17 protein-coding genes are annotated in these 23,456 nt (G+C 36.6%); 15 read left to right on the forward strand and 2 right to left on the reverse strand.

The features are described 5' to 3' along the window. Positions 1 to 298 precede the first annotated feature (298 nt). The 11 genes from ribB (at position 299) to LNQ34_RS20600 (ending at position 11,422) form a co-directional block, all read left to right on the forward strand. Positions 299 to 961 carry a 3,4-dihydroxy-2-butanone-4-phosphate synthase gene (gene ribB, locus LNQ34_RS20550; RefSeq protein ID WP_230001061.1) on the forward strand — a complete coding sequence of 221 codons (663 nt, stop codon included), beginning with the start codon at positions 299 to 301 and terminating at the stop codon, positions 959 to 961. A gap of 159 nt (positions 962 to 1,120) precedes the next feature. Continuing rightward, the gene (locus LNQ34_RS20555; protein ID WP_230001062.1) at positions 1,121 to 1,699 is read left to right on the forward strand and encodes a Crp/Fnr family transcriptional regulator; all 579 of its coding nucleotides are present in this window, start codon (positions 1,121 to 1,123) and stop codon (positions 1,697 to 1,699) included. 336 nt (positions 1,700 to 2,035) lie between these two features. Continuing rightward, positions 2,036 to 2,599, forward strand: coding sequence for a Crp/Fnr family transcriptional regulator (locus LNQ34_RS20560; RefSeq protein ID WP_230001063.1), 564 nt, complete (start codon positions 2,036 to 2,038; stop codon positions 2,597 to 2,599). A gap of 74 nt (positions 2,600 to 2,673) precedes the next feature. Then, positions 2,674 to 3,000, forward strand: a complete 327-nt coding sequence (locus tag LNQ34_RS20565) for a DMT family transporter (protein ID WP_230001064.1) — start codon at positions 2,674 to 2,676, stop codon at positions 2,998 to 3,000. Between the two features lie 257 nt (positions 3,001 to 3,257). After that, positions 3,258 to 3,605: a hypothetical protein gene (locus tag LNQ34_RS20570; RefSeq protein WP_202701723.1), complete on the forward strand. Its 348-nt coding sequence runs from the start codon at positions 3,258 to 3,260 to the stop codon at positions 3,603 to 3,605. 452 nt (positions 3,606 to 4,057) lie between these two features. Continuing rightward, positions 4,058 to 4,531, forward strand: a complete 474-nt coding sequence (locus LNQ34_RS20575; RefSeq protein WP_230001065.1) for a DUF4625 domain-containing protein — start codon at positions 4,058 to 4,060, stop codon at positions 4,529 to 4,531. A 10-nt stretch (positions 4,532 to 4,541) separates the two neighbouring features. After that, on the forward strand, positions 4,542 to 6,968 hold the full coding sequence (locus LNQ34_RS20580; RefSeq protein ID WP_230001066.1) for a TonB-dependent receptor: 2,427 nt from the start codon (positions 4,542 to 4,544) through the stop codon (positions 6,966 to 6,968). Between the two features lie 37 nt (positions 6,969 to 7,005). Further along, positions 7,006 to 7,908 carry a DUF4625 domain-containing protein gene (locus LNQ34_RS20585; RefSeq protein ID WP_230001067.1) on the forward strand — a complete coding sequence of 301 codons (903 nt, stop codon included), beginning with the start codon at positions 7,006 to 7,008 and terminating at the stop codon, positions 7,906 to 7,908. Positions 7,909 to 7,932: 24 nt separating this feature from the next. Next, positions 7,933 to 9,147: a hypothetical protein gene (locus LNQ34_RS20590; protein ID WP_230001068.1), complete on the forward strand. Its 1,215-nt coding sequence runs from the start codon at positions 7,933 to 7,935 to the stop codon at positions 9,145 to 9,147. An 846-nt stretch (positions 9,148 to 9,993) separates the two neighbouring features. Continuing rightward, on the forward strand, positions 9,994 to 10,578 hold the full coding sequence (locus tag LNQ34_RS20595) for a hypothetical protein (protein ID WP_230001069.1): 585 nt from the start codon (positions 9,994 to 9,996) through the stop codon (positions 10,576 to 10,578). Between the two features lie 4 nt (positions 10,579 to 10,582). Next, positions 10,583 to 11,422, forward strand: coding sequence for a hypothetical protein (locus tag LNQ34_RS20600; protein WP_230001070.1), 840 nt, complete (start codon positions 10,583 to 10,585; stop codon positions 11,420 to 11,422). Between the two features lie 114 nt (positions 11,423 to 11,536). Here the strand turns inward: LNQ34_RS20600 and LNQ34_RS20605 are convergent, their stop codons facing one another. Next, positions 11,537 to 13,234 (reverse strand): ribonucleoside-diphosphate reductase subunit alpha, encoded by a 1,698-nt coding sequence (locus tag LNQ34_RS20605; protein WP_230001335.1) that lies wholly within the window; start codon positions 13,232 to 13,234, stop codon positions 11,537 to 11,539. Between the two features lie 17 nt (positions 13,235 to 13,251). Further along, positions 13,252 to 14,226: a ribonucleotide-diphosphate reductase subunit beta gene (locus tag LNQ34_RS20610; protein WP_202701735.1), complete on the reverse strand. Its 975-nt coding sequence runs from the start codon at positions 14,224 to 14,226 to the stop codon at positions 13,252 to 13,254. A gap of 602 nt (positions 14,227 to 14,828) precedes the next feature. Between LNQ34_RS20610 and LNQ34_RS20615 the strand changes: the two genes are divergently transcribed. The 4 genes from LNQ34_RS20615 (at position 14,829) to LNQ34_RS20630 (ending at position 23,453) form a co-directional block, all read left to right on the forward strand. After that, a complete protein-coding gene (locus LNQ34_RS20615; protein ID WP_202701737.1) occupies positions 14,829 to 15,383 on the forward strand; it encodes a GNAT family N-acetyltransferase in 555 nt (184 codons plus the stop codon). 431 nt (positions 15,384 to 15,814) lie between these two features. Further along, positions 15,815 to 17,377, forward strand: a complete 1,563-nt coding sequence (locus tag LNQ34_RS20620) for a histidine kinase (RefSeq protein WP_230001071.1) — start codon at positions 15,815 to 15,817, stop codon at positions 17,375 to 17,377. Between the two features lie 105 nt (positions 17,378 to 17,482). Continuing rightward, the gene (locus LNQ34_RS20625; RefSeq protein WP_230001072.1) at positions 17,483 to 20,083 is read left to right on the forward strand and encodes a zinc-dependent metalloprotease; all 2,601 of its coding nucleotides are present in this window, start codon (positions 17,483 to 17,485) and stop codon (positions 20,081 to 20,083) included. Between the two features lie 25 nt (positions 20,084 to 20,108). Further along, positions 20,109 to 23,453, forward strand: coding sequence for a SusC/RagA family TonB-linked outer membrane protein (locus LNQ34_RS20630; protein WP_230001073.1), 3,345 nt, complete (start codon positions 20,109 to 20,111; stop codon positions 23,451 to 23,453). Positions 23,454 to 23,456: the final 3 nt, after the last annotated feature.

Raw genomic sequence — 23,456 nt, forward strand, 5'->3', positions numbered from 1 at the left:
CAATAAATTTAACTTAAAAAAGTCTTACCTTTTACAATGAAATTATTAAATCGATGTTAATAAAAAACAACTTAAACAATTAATAATCAAAACATTAAAATATCTATTTTTGTAAAAAAAGCTATTAAATCAGTGCTAATCTGAATCTGATGATCTACTTTCGGGAAATATAAACAGGCGGGATTTAAAACCCTATCAGGTTTATGGAATAGTAGCAATTTTATTGACCTAGATCAAACTTTTGTGTCTGAAACAAGTCTAGCTTTGCTGCTCTTTAATTCAAAAAACGCAACAAAAGATGATCAGCACATTATCCTATCCTTTAGAAAAATTTGGTTTAACCAGTGTCGAGCGTGTCGAAAATGCTTTGCGACAACTGCGAAACGGAAAAGGAATTCTATTAACTGATGACGAAAACCGCGAAAACGAAGGCGATTTAATTTTTTCGGCACAACACATCAACGTACAAGACATGGCCATGATGATACGAGAGTGCAGCGGAATTGTTTGCCTTTGTCTGACCAATGAAAAAGCCGATCAGTTGGAATTACCCTATATGGTGAAAGAAAACACCAGTAGTTTTCAGACGCCTTTTACCATTACAATCGAAGCAAGAGAGGGGGTAACTACAGGAGTTTCAGCAGCAGATCGAATTACAACCATTAAAACTGCAATTGCACTAAATGCCAAACCCACAGATCTTGCAAAACCCGGGCATATCTTTCCCCTACGTGCCAAAAACAACGGCGTCCTTGAACGAAACGGACATACGGAAGGCAGTGTAGATCTAATGAAATTAGCAGGCCTAAAGCCGGAAGCCGTCCTGTGCGAATTAATGAACGAAGACGGAAGCATGGCTAAACTGGACAAAATCATTAGCTTTGCAGTACAACATGATTTGGTAGTACTTTCAATAGAAGATATTATCTACTATCGAAAATATGTAAAAGACTATGTTTAATTACTGATTGTTAATGGTTTGTTGTTGATAGTTGATAGTTAATTGTTTATACTCATTATCTAATTATCCAGCAATCTAATTATCTAACAATCCAACAATCTAATCATCCAACAATCTAATCATCCAACAATCTAAAAATCTAATTATCTAATTAAAAAAATGCCCTACAAACAACTTGGTGCTTATATAAAAAGTCGTATTGCAGTTTCTGATAAAGACCTCAATATTATTTTGTCGCATTTTAAACCTTTGGATCGGGACAAAAACGACCTGTTGCTTTCGGCTGGGCAAACGAGTCAAAATAGTTATTTTGTAGATAAAGGCTGTTTGAGAATTTATTACATCAACGAAGAAGGAAAAGATGTCACCCGATACATTGCATTCGAGAATCAATTCGCCACGGCTTTGGTAAGTTTTATTACCAAAATGCCTTCGACAGAATACATACAGGTTATCGAGAAATCGGAGTTATTGTATATCAGTCATGAAGATTTCACTCATTTGATGGAGATTGTTCCTCAATGGAGGGAGTTTTATTGTTCGTATCTCGAAAAAGCCTATGTCAATAACACCAACAGACTCATGTCGTTTACCACTATGGGGGCTTTAGAAAGATACACCCAATTGCTCAAAATCAATCCCACAATTGTAAAACGATTGCCCAATAAAATTGTAGCTTCCTACATCAATATTTCGCAGGAAACACTAAGCAGACTTAAATCTAAGGTTTTAATTTAGCTCCCTGTCAATCTGTGAAGTGCGAAATCTTTTTAGTGAGATGTGAGATATTAATAGTCAGAGCCTCAGGATAAAGAGTGAAGAATAAAGAGTAAAGAGTGAAGAGTAAAGAGTAAAGAGTAAAGAGTAAAGAGTGAAGAGTAAAGAGTGAAGAGTGAAGAGTAAAGAGTAAAGAGTGAAGAGTGAAGAGTGAAGAGTGAAGAATAAAGAATAAAGAGTGAAGAATAAAGAATAAAGAATAAAGAGTGAAGAGTGAAGAATCTGCCATAAACAATTAACAATTAACAATAAACAATTAACCATTAACCATTAACAATTAACCATCAACCATTAACAATGCACATCGATACCATTCTTGACAACATCTTTCAGCTTCCCGAGGGGTCCAAAAATGCACTAAAGCTTTGTATTAGTGAAATAAAATATCCTAAAGGACACATACTGTTAAATGCCGGAAAGGTTGAGTCTGCGCTCTATTTTATAAAAAAAGGAATTGTGCGGGCGTATGTGGATGAAAATGATAGTGAAGTTACGTTTTGGTTCGGAAAAGAAGGACAAACCGTTGTTTCGATGAAAAGTTATGTTGAGGAGCAAAAAGGTTATGAAACGATTGAACTTCTGGAGGACTGCGAACTCTACGAATTAAAAAAGACAAATCTTCAGCAATTGTTTGATACCGATGTTCATATTGCCAATTGGGGCAGAAAATTTGCCGAACAGGAACTTGTTAAAACCGAAGAACGCCTCATTTCAAGGCAGTTTAGAAATGCCACTGATCGTTACCTGGAACTTATGAAATACCATCCCGAACTACTTCAAAGAATTCAATTGGGACATATTGCCTCCTATCTGGGTATCACGCAGGTTAGTCTGAGTAGAATCAGAGCTGATCTGAAATAAATTCATTTTTTATCATTTGTTAAATTTTTATTGCGGGAGTTAAAGGAACTTTGCGTCCTAAAATTTTAACAATTATGAACTGGATTATTCTAATTATTGCGGGACTGTTTGAAGTCTCTTTTGCAACTTGTCTCGGAAAAGCCAAAGAAGCCACCGGTACCGATGTTTATTTATGGTATACCGGCTTTTTTGTATCACTAACCATAAGCATGCTGTTACTGATTAAAGCCACTGAAACCTTGCCTATCGGAACGGCCTATGCGGTATGGACCGGAATTGGAGCCGTTGGAACGGTATTGATGGGGATTCTTATTTTTAAAGAGCCTGTAGACTTCTGGCGATTATTTTTTCTCTTTACTCTGGTAAGTTCTATTATTGGACTAAAAGCGGTATCACATTAATCAGACAATAACATTTACCATAGTTACTTCAAATTCAAATGTCAATTCAGGGAACGGAAATTTTATTCAGTACAAGCTGATTTTTTTTGCCATTTTTCGTTCCCTGAAACGACAAAAGAGACCTAATCTGTCTTTTTACTTATAAGATTTATCCTTTTATTTTTTTCTTTATTTTTTTTTAATGAAACAATGTTGCATTTACAAATAAGAATTCTATATTTGTACTTCATTGCTTTATTAGCTATGGATTCATTAGAATGAAAAAGAAATTTAAATTTATAAATCTTTTGATGCCGTTGGTGGTAGTATTTGCTATACTATTTCCGGCGATACATTCGTATGAACACATACACAGTCACAGTTCCACTGCTAAAAAAGCCGTACTTTATCCTACCGATAAAAGTGAATTTAAAATGCAGGATCACTCAAACGAAGAGTGTGCTATTTGTCATTTCAAATTCAGTCCGGTCAGCACTTTTGACTTTGTAACTTTTCAGTTTTATAAAAATAGTACGCCAATTCCTTATGTACATTTTTATTCAAAATCGTTTGCTCCTTTTTTCAAAGGCTCTTTATTTGCCCTTCGTGCACCTCCTATTGCCTAAAACGACAAAAGTAAATCATTTCAATTCTGAGATGATGTGCGGTTACGCGTTTTAGACACCCTCAATACCGAAAAAGTATTTCACTTTTTCACTACAGCGCTATTTTATGTCTTTTTCTATATTTAGAAAAGTACTTTGATCGATACTGATTGATACAATTATTCCTTTTAGGAATACCACTTTCGTACAACACTATTGTTTCAAAAGAACTTCGCTGTCGGTTGATTGTCTGCAACTGTACAATTCAATACCTGTAATTGGGTATTGAGCTGGCTTCACTGCACCCCCTTTTACTTTTGTTTCCCAATTTCCTTCCCGATGAAAACAATGCTTTTTGCGGCCTAATCCTGTGCCCTAAAACTGCCATTTTCCTAGTATTATCAGGTTTGGAATACGCCTTTTGTAACCCACAATTTTCACATATGAATACCACAAAACTCAAACCAAACCGAATGAGAACTTCAAAATTGCTTTTGGCTTTTTTGGCGGCTGGCTTTACTTTCACAAGCTGTGACAGTGATAAAACCGAAATTGATACCGAATATCCTGTAATTAATGTTTCTGCCGCGAATGCGTTCCCGATACAATGCAGTACGATCACTCGCGGACAAAAAATTACTTTCAGAGCAAAGTTTTCAGACAACGCACAACTGGGATCTTATAGTCTGGACATTCACCACAATTTCGACCATCACAATCACAGTACCGAAGTAGCATCCTGCAACGAGGATCCTATCAAAAAACCGGTAAACCCGATGCTTTACATCAATTCGGTTACGATTCCTTCCGGGCAAAAGAGTTATGAAGCGGTCCAGGAAATCGAAATTCCACAAAACATTGATGCCGGAGATTATCATTTCCTGATTCGTTTAACGGATAAGGAAGGCTGGCAGACGATCAAAGGTTTGAGTATTAAAATATTATAAATTGATTTTGATGAACAACACTAAGTCAAGTCAATTGCGGACTTATTGCGTGCTGCTCTTTTGTTTTGTTTTGGTTACAAAAGTAGCAGCCCAATCCGTTCGTGTTTCCGGCACCGTATTTTCTAAGGATCAAAAACCTTTGGAAGGTGCTTTGGTCACGCTGTATCCGGCTCATATTAGTACTATAACCAATAAAAAAGGAGAGTATTTCCTAAATCAGGTTCCTAAAAACACAAAGCGATTAACGGTAACCTATTCCGGGTATGCTTCTTATGAAACGGCAATTGCTATAAGTCAAAACACAATTGTGCAGCCTGCTATTTTCTTAAAACCGGAAATACAGGAGTTATCAGAAGTTGTCATTAGTGAAGGTTATGAAGTACGTCGCAAAAAACAGGAATCCCTTAATCTTGAAATCGTAAACAGCAGCTTTATCCAACGTAATCTCGGCGGAAGCTTAATGCAGTCTTTGCAAAGACTTCCGGGTGTTAAGACCATTTCTATCGGTTCCGGTGGCTCAAAACCACTCATTCGCGGACTGAGTTTCAATCAGGTTATTGTAGTTGAAAACGGTATCAAACACGAAGGTCAGCAATGGGGAGCAGATCACGGTTTAGAAATCGATCAATATGCTGTAAACCGCGTGGCAATCATCAAAGGTCCATCATCGTTTATGTACGGTTCTGATGCCATTGGCGGCGCCATAAACATACAGCCTGTACCTTTTCCTACTCAACATGTTTTGGGCGGAACAGTTGATTTTACAGGCAAAAGTAATAACGAACAATTCGGAGGATCTGTCAATCTTTACGGTCGAAATGAAAAATGGTTCTTTGATTCCAGAATAACTGCTATGGATTACGGAGACTACCGCGTTCCCACTGATACGGTACAGGTGTACAATTATGCCGTTCCTTTATACAAAAACCACTTGCGCAACACCGCAGGACGTGAACTCGATGTACACGCCAGTGCCGGTTATGTGACGGATCAACTCAAATCAGTTTTGTATTTCAGTAACATTTATACCAAAAGCGGCTTTTTTGCCAATGCACACGGACTCGAACCACGAAATGTAGACACAGAGCTGCACGATCGTTCCAGCAGAGATATTTTAATGCCATTTCAGGAAGTTACACATACCAAAATCAGTAATACCACTTCCTTTTCGTTAGGTTCCCACCGTTTCGAAACGCAGTTGGGTTTCCAGAAAAACTTTCGTCGGGAATGGAGTCATTATGTCAATCACGGTTATATGCCACCCCTGTATCCTTCTGATAGGCATGCTCCGGAAGATCTGGAAAGACAATACGATAAAGAAGTGTTCTCCGCTGCTTTTAAAGATGAGTTTTCCATCCGAAATCATCAATTTACCACAGGAATTAATGCCGAACAGCAACAAAACAGCATTAACGGCTGGAGTTTTCTGATTCCTGCCTATAAACAATTCAATGTCGGAGGATTTGTTTATGATAAAATTCAGCTTAACGAATTATGGCTGCTTCATGCCGCTGTACGACTCGATTATGGTAAAATCAAAATGAAACAATACACCGACTGGTTTCCAAGCGAAGTCACTGAAAACGGTCAAACAACTTCTGAATATTTGAAACGTTCTGAAGACCTGACCCGTACTTTTCAGAGTTTCAATTGGTCTGCAGGCATTAATTATACACCGGGACAATGGTCCTTAAAAGCCAATCTAGGAACGAGTTTCAGAATGCCCATTGCTAAAGAACTGGCCTCAAATGGGGTAAATTATCATTATTTCAGATTTGAAAAAGGCAATCCCAATTTAGCAGCCGAACGTTCGTATCAATTGGATCTTGGTATGGAATGGAAGAATACTAAGTGGTCTTTTCAACTGAGTCCGTTCTTTAATTATTTCCCCAATTACATTTACCTCAATCCAACTTCGCAACATGATATTTATTACGGAGCCGGCAATCAGGTATTTGAATACGAGCAGAGTAAAGTTATGCGTTATGGCGGTGAATTACAGCTCCGTTATCAGTTTCTGGAAAATTTAAGCGGTGAAGTTTTAGCAGAATATCTGTATAGCGAGCAAATGTCGGGAGATAAAAAAGGATACACACTACCCTTCTCTCCGCCCCCATCCGTTTTGTTTGGCATCACTTACAATCCAAAAATAAAAAGTTTAAAAGACACCTATTTCTCTCTTGATTATCGCTTTACTGCCGAGCAGCATCAGATTGTCCCACCTGAAAAGAAAACAGCAAGCAGTAACGTCTTTAACCTCGCCGTGGGAACTAAACTAAAAGCCGGATCGCAGGATTTCATCATTAGTCTTCAGGTTCAGAATCTGTTCAACACAAAGTACCTCAATCACACCAGTTTCTACAGGTTAATAGAACTTCCTGAAGCTGGAAGAAACATTATTATATCGCTGAAAATTCCATTTTTAATACACCAATAAATACCCTATGAATTTAATTAATCAACCCAGTACCCTAATGAAAACGCTAAAACTAACACTGCTCTTTCTGGCTGTTAATCTGTCTTTTACAGCCTGTAGTAACGATGACGACAAAGAAGTTATAAAACCCAAAGCTGAAAATATTGAAATTGGTACCGCCAATAATAAAAAAGCCCTGATTGGCCGCGATTTTCACTTTAATGCCGACGTACTTGCCGGAGATAAAATTGCCGATGTACAGTTGAAAATCCTTCCCATAAAAGATGAAACTTATAGCAAAGACTGGAAATTTGAACTGTCCTGGGCAGAATACAAAGGCGCGAAAAATACTAATGTACACAAACATTTCAATATTCCGGCTGATGCTCCGGAAGGCAAATTTGATTTCCTTTTTATTGTTACAGACGAAAACGGATCTAAACTCGAAATTAAAGAGGTCGTTACAATTACAGATCCTGCCAACTTACCTGTCGATCCCGTAATTGGCCGCGATAATCTCTCCCGAAACGATAATCTGATTTACTATATGAATACCTGGGTTGAACCAGAGCTTATTTTCAAAAAGAATGACCTTCTGACTGCACATGCACAGGTAAGTCAAATTATGGGGGATGGAATTTTATATTCTGTTTTGATTAAAAAAAGTACCAATTACAATCCAGAAAGTATCGACAAGCTCGATTTGAAAAAAGTTATTGTCATTTCAAAAGTCGAACATAAAGGTCTGGGACCTGCTTCAAAAATTACTACCCTTCAAAAAATAAATGGTGTTTTGGGCGGTCAAAGCATCACTATTGGTGCAGCTACAGATTTCGAAGGAACTCCAATTACAGCTGACAAAGCCTGGCAATCCGGAACCTACAATTGGGTAATACTCTATAAAAACACTACACACAATATAAGCGTCTATAAATCGATGCCTATTACCATTAATTTTTAAAAATCAACTTTAATTACCTTTACCATGAAAAACAATTTTTACAAACTCATTTTCCTATTCGCCTTATCTGCAACTGTATTTTCCTGCAGCAACGACGATGACAATAGTCCTGAAACTCCCAAAGAAGCTTTAACCGAATATAAATTCTTAAGAATTTTACTTTCTGATGAAAAAACAACTGAGATCACCTTAGTTAATCCGGTTGAAGCCACGATAAGCTCTTTTAATGCTAAGTTTGCAAAATCTACTGTTTATACTACAGAATCCAAACGATATGCGGGAATCATTCACAGAGCCAGCAACACGGTTGAAACTTTCGACAGCGGTTTTGAAGGTCATGGCGATCACGTGGATGTAGACGGAATCCCTAAATTTGGCGCTTTAATTGGCCAGTCGCCTATGCCTACCCATTTTAAAAGCAAAAGCGGAGAGCTGATGACTTTTAATGACGGCGACGGAACACTGGCGGTTGCCAAAGAATCTGAAATTACTACTGCGGGAGCTAAATTTAAGATTATAAATGCAGGTTTGTTGGCACATCACGGCGCAATGGCTACTTTTACTAATGGTACTTACGCTATTACTGAAAAAGACAATTCGATAACAGGAACACTCCCTGAAAAGGTTAAAATTATTGATAATTCCGGTAAGACTCTTTTTAATGCAACGGTTGCTACCAAAGGAATTCACGGAAATGCCTCAGATGGAACCTATGCCGTTTTCGGATCAGCAAGCGGTGTTCTTGTAGTAGAAAGTAACGGAAAACAAAAGCTTATTGCACTTCCTGCTGATTTTGGGACTGCGTGGTTTGGAACTATTCTGGAAACAAAGGCAAAAGGAAAATTTGTGGGATATACCGCTGCAAAAGGAGCTTTTCTAATTGATGTAGCAGCCGAGACCATTAAACCTATTATCCAAAGTACTACAATCATGCAATGCAAAGTGAGTTTTAATGCGACTAAACTGGGAATTCTATTGCATACGGGCGAATTCAAATTGTACAATCTTACCAGCCTGCAAGTTGAAAAGGAAGCTAAAGTTATTGCCGAAACTGCTACTGATGCGGCATTAAAACCTCAAATGCAGTTAACAGAGAACTTTGGTTATATTACTTCTCCCACTACAGGAGAATTATTACAACTGAATTTGTCTACCATGGCAATTGCAAAGAAAATCAAGGTTTCAAGTACACCATATATGATTACCGTTTTAGGCTTTGAAAATAGCAAAGGCCATTAAAAAGTAATTCTATTATTTATTTTATCAAGAAGGCCGGATCATTTATCCGGCCTTCTTTACTATACTTCGATCTAAAATTGTAAATCCGAAGAAGGAATAAATCTCGCGAAGTCGCAGAGTCACAAAGATTTTATATTTTTTAGCGTTTTGGAAAGTATTACTATTTGGATCAAAGATTAAAATTAATTCCCAGAATATCTTCCCGATTCAAAGACACTCGCAAAAACAGTTCCGCAGGAACGCACTATTTTGTAGCAACGGATTTTAATCCGTTGAAAACAAAACACAACGCAGAAAAGTTCCGTAGGAACGACATATCTATAGCAACCGTAGGAACGACATATTTAAAAAGACCGTAGGAACGACATATGTATAACGACCGTAGGATCGATGTATATAAATTGTGATTGTGCGGAGTTTTTGCCACAGATTAAAAGGATTATGTATATTGTATATCTGCTTAATCTGCTAGATCTGCGGGAGAAATAAATCTCGCGAAGTTGCAGAGTCGCAAAGGTTTTATATCCTTTCCCTCTCACAAAAACCGATCTCAAAAGCAGTTCCGAAGGAACCCTCTATTTTGTAGCAACGGATTTTAATCCGTTGAAAATAAGATACCGAATCTCGCTCAAATGCCTGTCAATTTTTAAATAAAACCTCCTGACGTAACTTTTATCGGAGAACATTTTACTATTTAACAAACAAAACACTACTTTTACAAACATAAAACAATGATAAACAAGCAACTACATCCGTAAAACATTTCATTTCACTATTATTTTATCACGATCAACAAGTAGGCTCCTCATAAAAAAATATAAGTTAACCCCTTAATAATTGAGTACTATGAAACAAGTGTTATTTAAAGATTTAGGCGAAAGCAGAAATAAGGATATTTTTCCATCGCAAGAAATAAAAGAAAATTTAGTCAATGCTTTTTTTCCGGAAGATACATTGACACTTACTCACAATTTATCGAGTGTAACTGCGGCTTTTTATGGTTTGTTATTAAAAAATATTGGCGCCGCTTTCGGAAATGATAAAATGGATGAGCATTCTAAGAAATTGTTCTATGACCTCGGGAAACTAAAAACCATGCAGGCTTTCCAGGCAAACCCTACACTGGAAAAAGACACCAGGACATTTGCTGCAGTTGTTATTTATGCGATATACAACTCAAGTCCGGAGTACAACTTCAGAATACTAAAATACAGTCCCGAAAACACAATTGTAGAACTTACCGGAGTCGATCGGTATTTAAAAATTCTAACAGAACTGGGAATCGAGAAACACATTACGATACCAACGTTTTTGCCTTTTGTTGAAGGAATTAAAGAAGTTGTAAATATTCCTTGTCAGATCGAGTATACGTTTGAACAAACAAATCCAGATTTTACAATTAAATCGGTGTATAACATTAAACAACTTTAGTACGATGATACCACAACCCCAAAGAAATATAGTAGAGCTTATTGGTGAAACTTCGCCCTATTTATTTGAAAATGCCGATAAAATTGCTTTTAAGGACAATCCTACTGAGTTTCCGCTTCATCAACCCTTTGAGTCATTTGAACGGGAGAATTTTAGTGATTTTATTAAAATACTCACAACCATGGGAAGTCTAAACTTAGTAAAAGAAATGAAAACGGAGGAGAAAAATTATTTTCTGGCCGAAAAGCTTCGAATAAGAAGAATCTCGCACCAACAACCCTCTGGATTGTTGGTGGCCAAAATAAGTCCACAATTGGAAAACCATCAAAAAGGAAAATCCTTAATTGAAATTAGAGACGATGCCAATACCTTGTTTCAAATGGAAGTTGATTATTACATTTTCAACGAACCTTCTTTCAAGAAAATATTTGAGCCTCATTACAATGACGAAACTGATGCTGCTTTCCCGTCCTGTGCTCTGCCCGAAACTTCATTAGAGTATTTAAATGAAAATGAATTTAATGTCACTGTAAATGGATTTACCCGCGATCAATGCAAAGGACATTTTGAAAACTATCAGATTGTACCCGCCGTATATATTGCGAAATGCATACTGAAAAATGTCTTTAAATCGGCTCCTGCCAATACTACTGAAACAGCTGCTGTAGAAATCGAGAACGTAGAAGCTTTTTTAAATAAAGCAATGCCTGTAGATACCGCTTTTAAAGTTAATGTGAGCATCTTTCGACTGCAAAAGAATCTAAAAACGTATAAATGTACTGTAACCGATTATGCAAATGAATATGGCCACTATTTTATTACACTTAAAAACTTAATAAACTAAAATGTTACTCCAAAAAAGTACATCTCTACAAATACTAATCATCAGAATGAAACAGCAGTTACCTCAAAAAAAACAAACAGAAAGGCCGGATAATACATCCGGCCTTTTCTATTTTTATGATTCACAGCTGCTACAGCTCACCAAACTGGTTACCAATTCTTTCGAGACACTTTGACTGCGTTGGTAATACAAACTCTTAATTCCAAGCTGCCAAGCTTCTATAAGCAGTCGGTTTACTTCCTTAATGGGTAAATCGGCTGGGATATTCAAATTGATGCTTTGTCCCTGATCGACAAATTTCTGACGTATTGCGGCCTGCTGTACAATCTCTAACTGACTGATTTCTTTAAAGGTTTTAAAAACATCTTTCTCTTCTTTTGTCAGCTGGGTCATGTGCTGTACGCTTCCGCCATTTAACATGATCTCTCTCCAAACCTCTTCATTGTCGAGTCCTTTTTCTTCCAGTAAAATTTTAAGGTATTTATTTTTACGCATAAAATTTCCCTTGCTCAGACCGGCTTTGTAATAATTACTGCTAAAAGGCTCAATCCCGGGCGAAGTCTGTCCTAAAATAGCCGATGAAGAAGTGGTTGGTGCAATAGCCATAGTGGTTGTATTACGTCTTCCATAACCTTTAAGCAATTCCGGTTCGCCATAAATTCGGGCCAGATCCTGAGTGGCTTTATCGGCCTTATCACTAATATGTTTAAAAATTTCAGTAGTTTTCATCTTGGCTTCCATTCCTTCAAACGGAATCATATTCTTTTGCAGATACGAATGCCATCCCAGAACACCAAGTCCAAGTGCACGGTGTCTTTTGGCAAATCGATTGGCTGCGGAAAGGTAATAATTACCTTCTGTTTTTTCTATAAATTCCTGCAATACGGCATCCAGGAAAAAGATCGCTAATTTTACGGCTTCAGTATCTCTCCATTCTTCGTAAAGCTCGAGATTCATTGACGAAAGACAGCAAATAAACGATTCGTCAAGACTGGAAGGCAGCATAATTTCGCTGCACAAATTGCTGGCATTAATACGCAGGTTTTTGTCTTTGTAAACTTGTGGTTTGTTTTTATTTACATTATCACTGAAAAAGATATAAGGCAATCCCTTTTGCTGACGGCTTTCTAATACTTTCGCCCAAATTTGTCTTTTGTCGACATCACCATCAATCATTTCCTGCATCCAGTAATCCGGCACGCAGATTCCGGTAAACAAATTCTGAATCGGGTTTCCAATACTTTTAATCTTCAAAAATTCCTCGATATCCGGATGATCAACATCTAAATAAGCAGCAAATGCCCCACGGCGAACCCCTCCCTGAGAAATGGTATCCATTGTAGTATCAAAAAGTTTCATAAAACTTACCGCTCCACTACTCTTTCCATTATCTGTAACAGCACTTCCTCTCTCGCGCAGCTCTCCAAAATACCCCGATGTTCCTCCACCAATTTTGGTTTGCATAATCACCTCTCCCAATTTGTGGGTGATTCCTTCTATTTCATCGGGAACATGCACATTAAAGCACGAAATTGGCAAACCGCGTTCAGTTCCCATATTCGCCCAAACAGGCGAACTGATGCTCATCCAGCCACGTTCGATCATTTCTACAAAAGATTCCTTTAATTCGGGTTTGTATAATCGTCGGGCCGCAGCGGTACAAATTCTGTCAATTGCACCTTCTACAGTTTCTCCCTTCAAAAGATAACCACGATTTAAGATTTGCTCACTTTCAGAGTTTTTCCACCACATTTTATTCTCGGCTTCACTTAACGGAAGGCTGTTTGCTGAAGTTGTATCTATTGTATTCATCATTGTAATTTTGCTTTTTAGAACAGGTCGTTTGCGGTAATGCTTTTGTCGTGTTTGGTATATTCTACTGGTCTTTTGGCAAAGAAATCGTCAAGGCTGTTGGCAAAAACTTCTTCTTCAAACCAGGCCATCGCTTTATAATCATCTGCCGGAACATTAAAAATAGTCGGGATATTGATCTGAACCAGACTTTCGTCGATTCTGAATTTCATGAAATTAACCAAATCAGTCTTCTTGATTGTTTCAATTTCACCTTCTTCAAAAATCCAGTCTAATATATCGGCTTCTACTTCTATTGAATTTTTCACGGCCTCACGAATAAGCGTTAACGTTTCTTCATCGAAATAATCTGGAAACTCTTCACGAATTTTGTTTACGATATAGATACCGCCATTGGCATGAATCTGCTCGTCGATAGAAGTCCACGCAATAATGTTACTCACATTCTTCATGTAGCCTTTGAATCGCGTAAAAGACAATAAAATCGCAAACTGACTGAAAAGCGACACATTTTCGATCAGAATACTGAACAAAATCAGTGAAATCACATACTTTTTATTGTCCTGAGATTTGGTATCCTTAAGCACATCCGAAAGATAATCGACACGTTTGCGGATAACCGGTATCTCCATCAGTTTTTCAAATTCATCATTGTAACCTAAAACTTCCAGCAAACGTGAATAAGCCTCAGAATGTCTGAATTCACATTCGGCAAAAGTACTCCCCAAGCCGTTGAATTCCGGCTTTGGAAAATGCTCGTAGATATTTCCCCAAAAACTTTTCACGGCTACTTCTATCTGTGCAATCGCCAATAGACTATTCTTAATGGCGGTTTTCTCCGCAGCATTTAAATGAGAATGAAAATCCTGTGTATCGGCTGTAAAATCAACCTCTGTATGAACCCAATACGCTTTATTTATGGCTTCTGTAAATTGCAAAACCTCCGGGTACTCGAAAGGTTTATAATTGATTCTTTTATCAAATATAGACATATATATAAGTATTAAATGGTGACTGAACCTGGATAAAAATGCTTCGTTCTTGGGGAGGTATAAACGACATTTCTATAGGTACAAATTTAACCCCGCGATCTTCTTTCACCCCTTTTTTGATGTTAAAAAACAACGCAATTATCAACAGTTTGACTCCCTGAAATCTTCCCTCTTTTTTGCGTTTTATCAACAGCAGGAAAATAAACCGTAAGAGGCAATACATCAGTTATTTATACTAAATCTAAATAGAGTTATCAACAGCATAGGGGCTAAAAAAAGGCTTCGCCCTAAAAACAGTTATCAACAGCTACTCTTAAAAAGATAGCCTTTATACTACAAAAACTATCGTTTTGCGCAACAAGAAAAACGCTGACTACTCTCATTTTTGAAATTATTACACTCGATCAGCTAAACGAAAAAGCACACTTTAAAACACACGTAAGTTATTAATAATAAACAAATTAACTATTTAAAAATTATACCCTATAGTACCAACTATTTCTTTAAATTTTATGAAAAAGGCAATTTTTTATCACAAATATTGAGCAAAATTGATTCATCTGTAAAAGTTGGTGTAATTTTGTACACTAAACGCATTTATCATGATTATCAGAAAAGCAACAATTGAAGATTCAGAAAATATTACAGCACTTTTGCTGCTGGCAATGGAAGACATTATCTATAAATTTACAGGTGAAAAGGATCCTAAAACGGCCTACTATTTCCTCCTTCATTTTGTTGAAAGCGAGAATAATCAATACTCCTATCAAAATTGTTATGTAGCGGAGGAAGACGACCAAATTATTGGTGCTGTTGCTGTTTATGACGGAGGACAATTGCATTCGTTGAGAAAACCAATTGTTGATTATGTTCGTCTGAATTTCAATGCTGATTTTAATCCTGAAGACGAAACGCAAAGTGGTGAATTTTATATTGATTCGGTTGGTGTGAGTCCAAATCATCAGGGAAAAGGGATCGGCTCTAAACTGCTGCAATTTTTAATTGACGAGTATGTAACTCAAAATCAAAGAACTCTCGGACTATTGGTGGAAGACGCTAACCCGAACGCCAAAAAACTGTACTTAAAATTAGGTTTTAAAGTGAAGGGTACCAGAACTTTGGTAGGAAAAAATATGGAACATCTGCAGATTTCATAGTTTTTTAGTTTCAGGTTTCAGGTTTGAAATTGGTGTAAGACTTACAAAATTTAACCGCAAAGTCCGCAAGTTTTTTTACTAAACAGGATTTTGTAAAAAAAAGGTTCGCAAAGCTAAACTTAAACTTTGCGAACCTTGCGAAAATCTTTGCGGTTAAATCATATCACAATTCTATTCTCATTCCAAACCTGAAACCCGAAAACAGAAACCTGAAACTTGAAACCTGAAACTTGAAACTTGAAACTTGAAACCTGAAACCAGAAACTTTTCTACTCTTAACAAGATTTTTACTAAACGTACCCTTCGAAATACTGTTAACTTTTGCTAACTACAACAGTATCAAATAAAAAGTTTTATATTTGCACCCTAAAAAAATAAAACTTATTGCTCTTTAAGGCCTGTAATACTGCCTTATATTTTAATCCACATCGTTGAAATTTACTTTTAAAAATACCTTTTCCCGCAGGAACTTCTTTATTTTAGGAATTATCTTTATTGTCCTCACACTGCTTTCAATTTATATTCTGAGCAGTTTTATAACGGAGATCACCGAAAAATCAAATACTGCCACTGAAGAACGAGGCTTTCTGAAAAAACAGGAAGTGCTTGTACAGGAATTGTCGCATTTTTTAGAAATTCAAAAGGAGTTAAAACGTATTGTTGAAATGAGCAATACCCGGAATCTGTCGGATAATCTAAAGGTACTCAGCACAATTCACGCCAATGACAGTCTTATTAAAAACAATTGGTTTCAGATTAATAAGGAGCATATCACTTTTGTAACTGCTAAAAATAGTCCAAATCTGGAAGCTTCCATCAAAGATTTTGCTGTTAAAAACGGGAATCTCAGTGCATACAATTGCATTGTTGAGAATAAGCAGGATTTTTTCTGGCGCATTTATTACAAGTACATCGCGACAAATGGTACGGTCATTCGATACGGGTATGACATTGATTTGAAGGCACTTCAAACCTATTTTTCTACCATTGACCAAAAAGCGCTCAATTATGCTTTTGTGTTTGATAAAAAAGGAACAATCCTCTACCATCCTGAAGTAAAATTGCTGAAGAAGAATGTTTTCAAAATTACAGACCTTCGTGCCAATGATACTACTTTTACCAATAAAAACAGTTTCAGCCGACAAATTGCGCTTTCGGAATATTTAGGTCTGGACATTGTACGCTATACCAAACGACTCAATGTAAAAGGAACGGATTGGTACATCTGTGTAAACTTTGCGGAGAAAATATCCAATGAAGATGTCAATACTGTAAAAAAGTATGCTTCCTTAATTTACATCGTTACAACAGCTATTTTAATCGTATTCTTCTATTTATTTACTCTTTTCACTCGTAAAAATTTTCAGGAAAAAGAAGTACTGGCACAGGAAAAAAACAATCTTTTGATAGAAAACGAAAAAATTAATAAAGAGAAAGCCCTCATTCAGCTGCAGCAACTGAAAGAACAAATCAATCCGCACTTTCTGTTCAACTCGCTGAATTCGTTATACATGCTTATTGAAAGTAACACGGCTGTTGCGCGAAAATTTACCCTGAATCTGTCCAAAATCTACAGATATCTGATTACGCCCCCGGTTAACAATATTGTTACGGTACAGGAAGAACTGCTTTTTATCGAAAAGTATATATTTCTGCAACAAACCCGCTTTACGAAAGAATTTGTCTTTTCGATTCAGATCGAAGACGAAAATAATCTGGCTAAAAAAGTGCCGTATCTGGCTTTTCAGATCGCGGTAGAAAACGCCATAAAACACAATATTGCTTCTGAAGAAACCCCTTTAAAAATAACAATTGACATTAAAGAAAACGTTGTAATTATTACCAATAATTTAAACGAAAAGCAAAACTTTGGCAAAGAATCCAAGTTTGGTCACAAATACTTAGAAATTATTTACAAATATTATGCTAAGGACGATTTCAAAGTCTTCAAAAAAGACGGCGATTTTACTTGCATTTTGCCTTTAATTGGATAAAAGAAAACATTCACTCCCGAAAAAAAGCCACTCACTCCATTTTGTTTTTTTTAACGTTACCCCTGCAATATTTTTAGCCAAAAATTAACCTAAACTTAACTTTCAATGAGAGAAAAGGCATTGTTGATAAACCTAAAAAATATCGTTTTATTGGTATTGGTACTGAGCACCAGTACTATGGTTTCTCAAAAAAAGAATAAAAAGAATAAAGAAGACAAAACTGTACAAGTTAAAGATTCATTAAAAGATTCAAAAGGAAAAAAGTATGATGATCTTGTTAAAAAGGGAACTTTCAAGAAAGGACTTTTTAACACCATTCAGGTCAAAACAGATTTATACCTGGAAATTAATGATTCTCTTTTTCAAAGAGAGTTTTTAGTAGTCAACAAAATATCGAGTGTTCCTTTGCCTGTTAATGATGCCGGATTGAATAAAGGAATGAACTACGAGAATAAAATTATAACGTTTCACAAAGATTTAGTGGCCAAGAAAGTTTGGGTAAAATCTTCTGTTCCAAAGGTTTCATCACCTGTTGGGGATGCTATTACGGCTTCGGTAAACAGTAATTTCTCAGAATCTATTATTGAAGTTTTTGATATTGAAACCAAGAATAACGATTCGACTTCGGTTGTCATTAAAGCAAATAAGGTTTTCGACGGTAAGCAAAAGAGTTTCAATGATGTATTGAGCAACATTGGCTTTGGCGGATCTGTAAAATCGGAACTATCGTATATAGAAAATGTAAAAACGTTTCCTAAAAATATTGTTGTAAAATCACAACTTACTACATCTGTAAGCGAAGGCGGTCCTGCCCTTTCGGTTACTCTTGGAGTGACGTCCAACATTATTTTACTGGATAAAAGACCTATGCAACCGCGTTTTGCAGACAAGCGTGTCGGGTATTTCTCTGAAAAACACTGGTATTTCAGCGACAGTCAGCATGCTATGCAGGAGAAAGAATTAATCACACGCTGGAGACTGGAGCCTAAAAAAGAAGATATCGAAAAATACCGCAAAGGCGAATTGGTAGAACCTAAAAAGCCAATTGTGTATTACATCGATCCATCGACACCAAAACAATGGCGTTCTTATATTATTGAAGGGGTTCGCGACTGGCAGGTTGCTTTTGAAAGAGCCGGATTTAAAAATGCTGTAATCGCCAAGGAACCTACTGAGGAAGATACTGATTTTGATGTCGACGACGTACGTTATTCTGTAATTACATATGTAGCTTCTCAAAAATCTAATGCTATGGGACCTGCAGTAGTAGACCCAAGAAGCGGGGAGATTATAGAATCGGATATTATCTGGTGGCACAATGTAATGACTTCACTGCAAAGCTGGATGCGCATTCAGACAGGTGCCATTGATCCGAAAGCCAGAGGAAATAAGTTTAGTGACGAACACATGGGAGAAGCGATCCGTTTTGTATCGTCTCATGAAGTGGGACATACTTTTGGTTTAAAACACAATATGGGTGCTTCATTCGCTTATCCGGTGGAATCGTTAAGGTCTAAAGATTTTACAGCAAAAATGGGTGGAACAGCTCCATCAATCATGGATTATGCCCGTTACAACTATATTGCGCAGCCCGAAGATCATGTTGAAGCGATTACGCCAAAAATTGGTGAATACGATAAATATGCTATCGAATGGGGTTACAAATGGTATGCAGACCAGAACGAAGAACACACTGCGCTTAACGATCTGATTGCAAAACACCAGAACGATCCGGTTTATTTCTACGGAGAGCAGCAGGACGGTGACAGTACAATTGACCCGCGTTCGCAATCTGAGGATTTAGGTGATGATGCCATGAAAGCCAGCGAATACGGGCTTAAAAACCTTAAAAAAGTGGTAGGTAAAATCCTTGAGTGGACGTATGATAAAGATGAATCTTACTATCAAACGGGTAAACTTTATATTGGAGCTATTGGTCAGTGGAATCTTTACAACTATCATGTGTTAACAAATGTGGGAGGAATTTATCTGAATACCACGGTTCACGGTGACAATAAAGCAAGTTATGTTCCAGTTCCGGCTGCCATTCAAAAAAGAGCTGTTTCGTATTTATTGAAAAATAGTATTGCGCTTCCGGAATGGTTGTTCTTTAACCCGATTCTGGACAAAACAAATCCTTTGAAAGATTCTCCTCTTGGACCATATGAGTACACTCCTTACACCCTGGCAAGAGAATTACAATATGGAATTTTATACAACCTGTTAAGTGATGATCGTTTGTTGAGAATTACAGAAAATGAGCTGTTCCAACGTAATGAAGCCAAAGAAAATGTTTATACCGTAACACAATTATTTAAAACTGTTCACCAAAACATTTTCGCTCCTACGATTCAAAACAAATCGCTTACGATTATGGAACGTATGACACAGAAAAACTATGTAGATGTATTGATTGTTTCGACCAATAAACTTTTTGAAAAAACAGATAGCAAGAAAATTATTCAATTAGAAGAGACTTTAAAAATGCCTCATTTATGTGATTATCTGCAAGAATCAAAAATGGCGCGCAACATCAATCAGTCTTCATTAAAGAGAGTTTCCGAAGTGACTTCTGATAAAAAAGGAGAATTGAATCAGATTCTGAAACTTTTAAAGACGAAAAGAAACATTGGAAATCAAGAGACAAAGAATCACTATTTCGATCTGATCCAGCGTATTGAAAAAGCACTAAACAACACACTTTAAATTAACATAATCCAAAAACAACCCAATGAAAAATTTATTTTACATGCTGAGTTTCCTACTTACCCTCTCGGGGTTTGCGCAGGAAAGGACTATTAAAGGAAAGGTACTTGATGCCAAAGATGGACTGCCGATACCGGGAGTCACCATTGCTGTTGAAAACAGTTCCGTATCAAACAACACCTCTGAAAAAGGAGTAATTCAAAGTGCCGGTCTGGGAACTGTAAGTGACTTTGACGGTGCCTTTGAATTGAAAATAAACCATAATATCAAATCTCTAAGAGTAACCTATATGGGTTACCTGCCTTATACAATTGACATTACAGATAAAAATCAATACAACATTTCTTTAAAGTCAGATGTAAGCGAATTAAAGGAAATCGTAGTTACCGGTTATCAGAAAATCGAAAAGAGAAAGCTGACATCTGCTGTTGCCAAAGTGGATATGGCAGATATCAAACAAGCGGGTGTTGCGAGTTTAGATCAAATGTTAGTAGGTCAGGTTGCGGGTGTTGCCGTAACACAACAAACAGGAGCTCCGGGAACCATTGCAAAAATCAGAGTTCGTGGTACTGCCTCTCTTAACGGTGCACAAGATCCATTATGGGTTTTGGATGGTTTGCCACTTGAAGGAAATGACGTTCCTCAAAATTATGACAAAGACAATATCGATGTTTTAAGCAATTTTTCTATCGCAGGTTTAAATCCTGAGGATATTAAAGATATTACCATATTAAAAGATGCTGCTGCAACTGCCATTTACGGAGCAAGAGCTGCAAACGGTGTTATTGTGGTAACGACTAAAAAAGGAAAAAAAGGAAGCATGAAAGTAGACTTGAATGTCAATACTTTCATGACACAAAAACCTGATTTTTCTAAATTAAATCTTTTAAATTCTTCTCAAAAAGTAGATTTTGAACTTTCGCTGGCTTCAAGAGAAGATTTGACTTACAGAGACGGTAACGGAGAAATTTCCCGTATTCTTAAACAGGCTAATGAATTAGGAGCCTACAGATCGGGAGGTTTTTCGTCTCTAAGTCCAACAACACAAAACTCAATCAACTCTTTAAGAAACATCAATACCAATTGGGGTGATTTATTGTACCGAAGTGCCATCAACAAACAATATACATTAGGTTTATCTGGTGGTGGAGAAAAATCAGATTACTATTTCTCTTTAGGAGCTTACAACGAACAAGGTGCTACTATCGGAACTGGTTTTGACCGATACAACCTTACCTTAAAAAACAACTTTGATGTAACTGATAAATTGCGTGTTGGCGTTGGAATTTTTGGTACACAAAGTAAAAAATCATCTTATATTTCAGATACGGACACTTTTACAAATCCTGCTAATTACTCCAGAAACGCAAATCCATATCTAGCTCCATTAAATGCTGATGGAAGTTATAATTATGATAAAGACATGACCGGGTATGGAAATGGAAGTGTATATATTCCTTTTAATTACTTAGAAGAAAGAGAAAATACCAATTACGAATTGACAACAAGATCTATAAAAGCATTACTTGACGTTGATTATAATATTACAAAAGGATTAAAAGCAAGTACCCAAATTGGTTTACAGTTTGACAATAATGCTTCTGAAAAATATGCTGGTAAAGACACTTACTTTACAAGAAAAGAAAGAGAAAAAACAAGTGTATTTGCAAATGGAGCTTATACTTATTTCCTTCCTGTCGGCGGAATTATTCAAAATTCAAACACTGACTTTTTTCAATACAACTGGAAAACGATGTTAAACTATAACACTACTCTTGGAGGAAAACATGAGTTAGAATTTATGGTGGGTAATGAGTTAAGAAAAAACAAAAGCACCGCTATTAATACAAAAGGTTTTGGTTTCGACCCGAAAACATTGACTACCACTCAAATTGTTTTTCCGACTCAAAGTTATGCATCTAATCCAACCTATAGAACGTATTTAAAGAATGAAAACGAAAATGCATTTGCATCATTCTTCGCAACAGCATCTTATACGTATGACAGAAAATATACGTTCTTTGGAAGTGTTCGTTACGACGGTTCAGATTTATTTGGTGCAGATCCTAAGTACAAATATTTGCCATTGTGGGCAGTTTCCGGTTCATGGGCGGTATCTGAAGAAAATTTCTTAAAAGATAGCGAAATAGTTTCTAATTTAAGATTACGTGCGTCTTACGGTTTACAAGGAAATATCGATAAAAATACTTCTCCGTATGTCGTTGGAACAAATCAAACAACTATTATTTTACCGGGACAATCAGAACCTATTATTAGTGTAGCTTCTCCTCCAAATGATAAATTAAGATGGGAAAAGACGACCAATACCAACTTTGGAATGGATCTGGGGTTATTCAACAACCGTATTAACATTATAACCGATGTTTACGGAAGAAAAAGTACTGATTTAATTGGCTTACAATCACTTCCTGTTGAAAACGGTTTTGAATATACAAACGCTAACTGGGCTCAGGTAACGAATAAAGGATACGAGATTTCTTTGTCTACAAGAAACATTGACCGTCCGAACTTTAAATGGAACACGACTATTAATTTTGCTCATAATAAGAGTACCGTTGATCGTATCCAGACAAGATCTAACACCTATTTACCTTCAAGACAAGGATTACCTGTTAATGCCGTATTTGCCTTAAAAACTAACGGAATTGATGAAAGTGGTTTCCCTTTATTTGTAAATAAAAAAGGAGAAACTGTAAACACGCAAGCTCTTTTTGGTCTTTTTGATCCTTATGCAGATTTTTTCCCGGGAGTTTTCTCGCAATCAAAACTTACGAATGAAGAAACAAGAGATTTGTTTACTTATGTTGGAGATGCAGATCCTAAATTTACCGGTGGTTTTATCAACACTTTTAAAGTTCATAATTTTGATCTTACTATCGCTACCACTTTCAATCTTAAACAAACTGTTGTTGAAAAACCAAATTTTAATGGTACACAATTAGATCGTGGTCAGAACTACACTACAGATGTACTTAATGCCTGGTCACCTACTAATACCGGTTCAAACATACCTGGAATTACTAGTCCAACTTCAGGAACAGGAGATTCATGGATGGCTTACCAATGGTTTTCTCCAGCAGGAGCACCACTTAATGTTTACAACTATTTAGATACTTGGGTTCATGAAATGAGCTATATGCGTTTAAGCAGCGTTCGTTTAGGATATTCATTGCCTAAAACAGCGACAAAAACGTTGTTTATGGACAGTGTTAGATTTAGTATCGAAGGAAGAAACTTATTTGTAATCAGCTCTGATTATAAAGGTTACTTTGACCCTGAAACGTTCGGAAATATCTATGCACAACCAATCCCAAGATCAATATCTTTAGGATGTAACCTAACTTTTTAATCT

The sequence above is a fragment of the Flavobacterium lipolyticum genome (assembly GCF_020905335.1).
GTDB classification, from domain to species: domain Bacteria; phylum Bacteroidota; class Bacteroidia; order Flavobacteriales; family Flavobacteriaceae; genus Flavobacterium; species Flavobacterium lipolyticum.

What these genes read in the sequence shown, in the direction of transcription:
- ribB (WP_230001061.1), top strand. Translation starts at nt 299, where the DNA reads ATGATCAGCACATTATCCTATCCTTTAGAAAAATTTGGTTTAACCAGT.
- LNQ34_RS20555 (WP_230001062.1), top strand. Translation starts at nt 1,121, where the DNA reads ATGCCCTACAAACAACTTGGTGCTTATATAAAAAGTCGTATTGCAGTT.
- LNQ34_RS20560 (WP_230001063.1), top strand. Translation starts at nt 2,036, where the DNA reads ATGCACATCGATACCATTCTTGACAACATCTTTCAGCTTCCCGAGGGG.
- LNQ34_RS20565 (WP_230001064.1), top strand. Translation starts at nt 2,674, where the DNA reads ATGAACTGGATTATTCTAATTATTGCGGGACTGTTTGAAGTCTCTTTT.
- LNQ34_RS20570 (WP_202701723.1), top strand. Translation starts at nt 3,258, where the DNA reads ATGAAAAAGAAATTTAAATTTATAAATCTTTTGATGCCGTTGGTGGTA.
- LNQ34_RS20575 (WP_230001065.1), top strand. Translation starts at nt 4,058, where the DNA reads ATGAGAACTTCAAAATTGCTTTTGGCTTTTTTGGCGGCTGGCTTTACT.
- LNQ34_RS20580 (WP_230001066.1), top strand. Translation starts at nt 4,542, where the DNA reads ATGAACAACACTAAGTCAAGTCAATTGCGGACTTATTGCGTGCTGCTC.
- LNQ34_RS20585 (WP_230001067.1), top strand. Translation starts at nt 7,006, where the DNA reads ATGAAAACGCTAAAACTAACACTGCTCTTTCTGGCTGTTAATCTGTCT.
- LNQ34_RS20590 (WP_230001068.1), top strand. Translation starts at nt 7,933, where the DNA reads ATGAAAAACAATTTTTACAAACTCATTTTCCTATTCGCCTTATCTGCA.
- LNQ34_RS20595 (WP_230001069.1), top strand. Translation starts at nt 9,994, where the DNA reads ATGAAACAAGTGTTATTTAAAGATTTAGGCGAAAGCAGAAATAAGGAT.
- LNQ34_RS20600 (WP_230001070.1), top strand. Translation starts at nt 10,583, where the DNA reads ATGATACCACAACCCCAAAGAAATATAGTAGAGCTTATTGGTGAAACT.
- LNQ34_RS20605 (WP_230001335.1), bottom strand. Translation starts at nt 13,234, where the DNA reads ATGAATACAATAGATACAACTTCAGCAAACAGCCTTCCGTTAAGTGAA.
- LNQ34_RS20610 (WP_202701735.1), bottom strand. Translation starts at nt 14,226, where the DNA reads ATGTCTATATTTGATAAAAGAATCAATTATAAACCTTTCGAGTACCCG.
- LNQ34_RS20615 (WP_202701737.1), top strand. Translation starts at nt 14,829, where the DNA reads ATGATTATCAGAAAAGCAACAATTGAAGATTCAGAAAATATTACAGCA.
- LNQ34_RS20625 (WP_230001072.1), top strand. Translation starts at nt 17,483, where the DNA reads ATGAGAGAAAAGGCATTGTTGATAAACCTAAAAAATATCGTTTTATTG.
- LNQ34_RS20630 (WP_230001073.1), top strand. Translation starts at nt 20,109, where the DNA reads ATGAAAAATTTATTTTACATGCTGAGTTTCCTACTTACCCTCTCGGGG.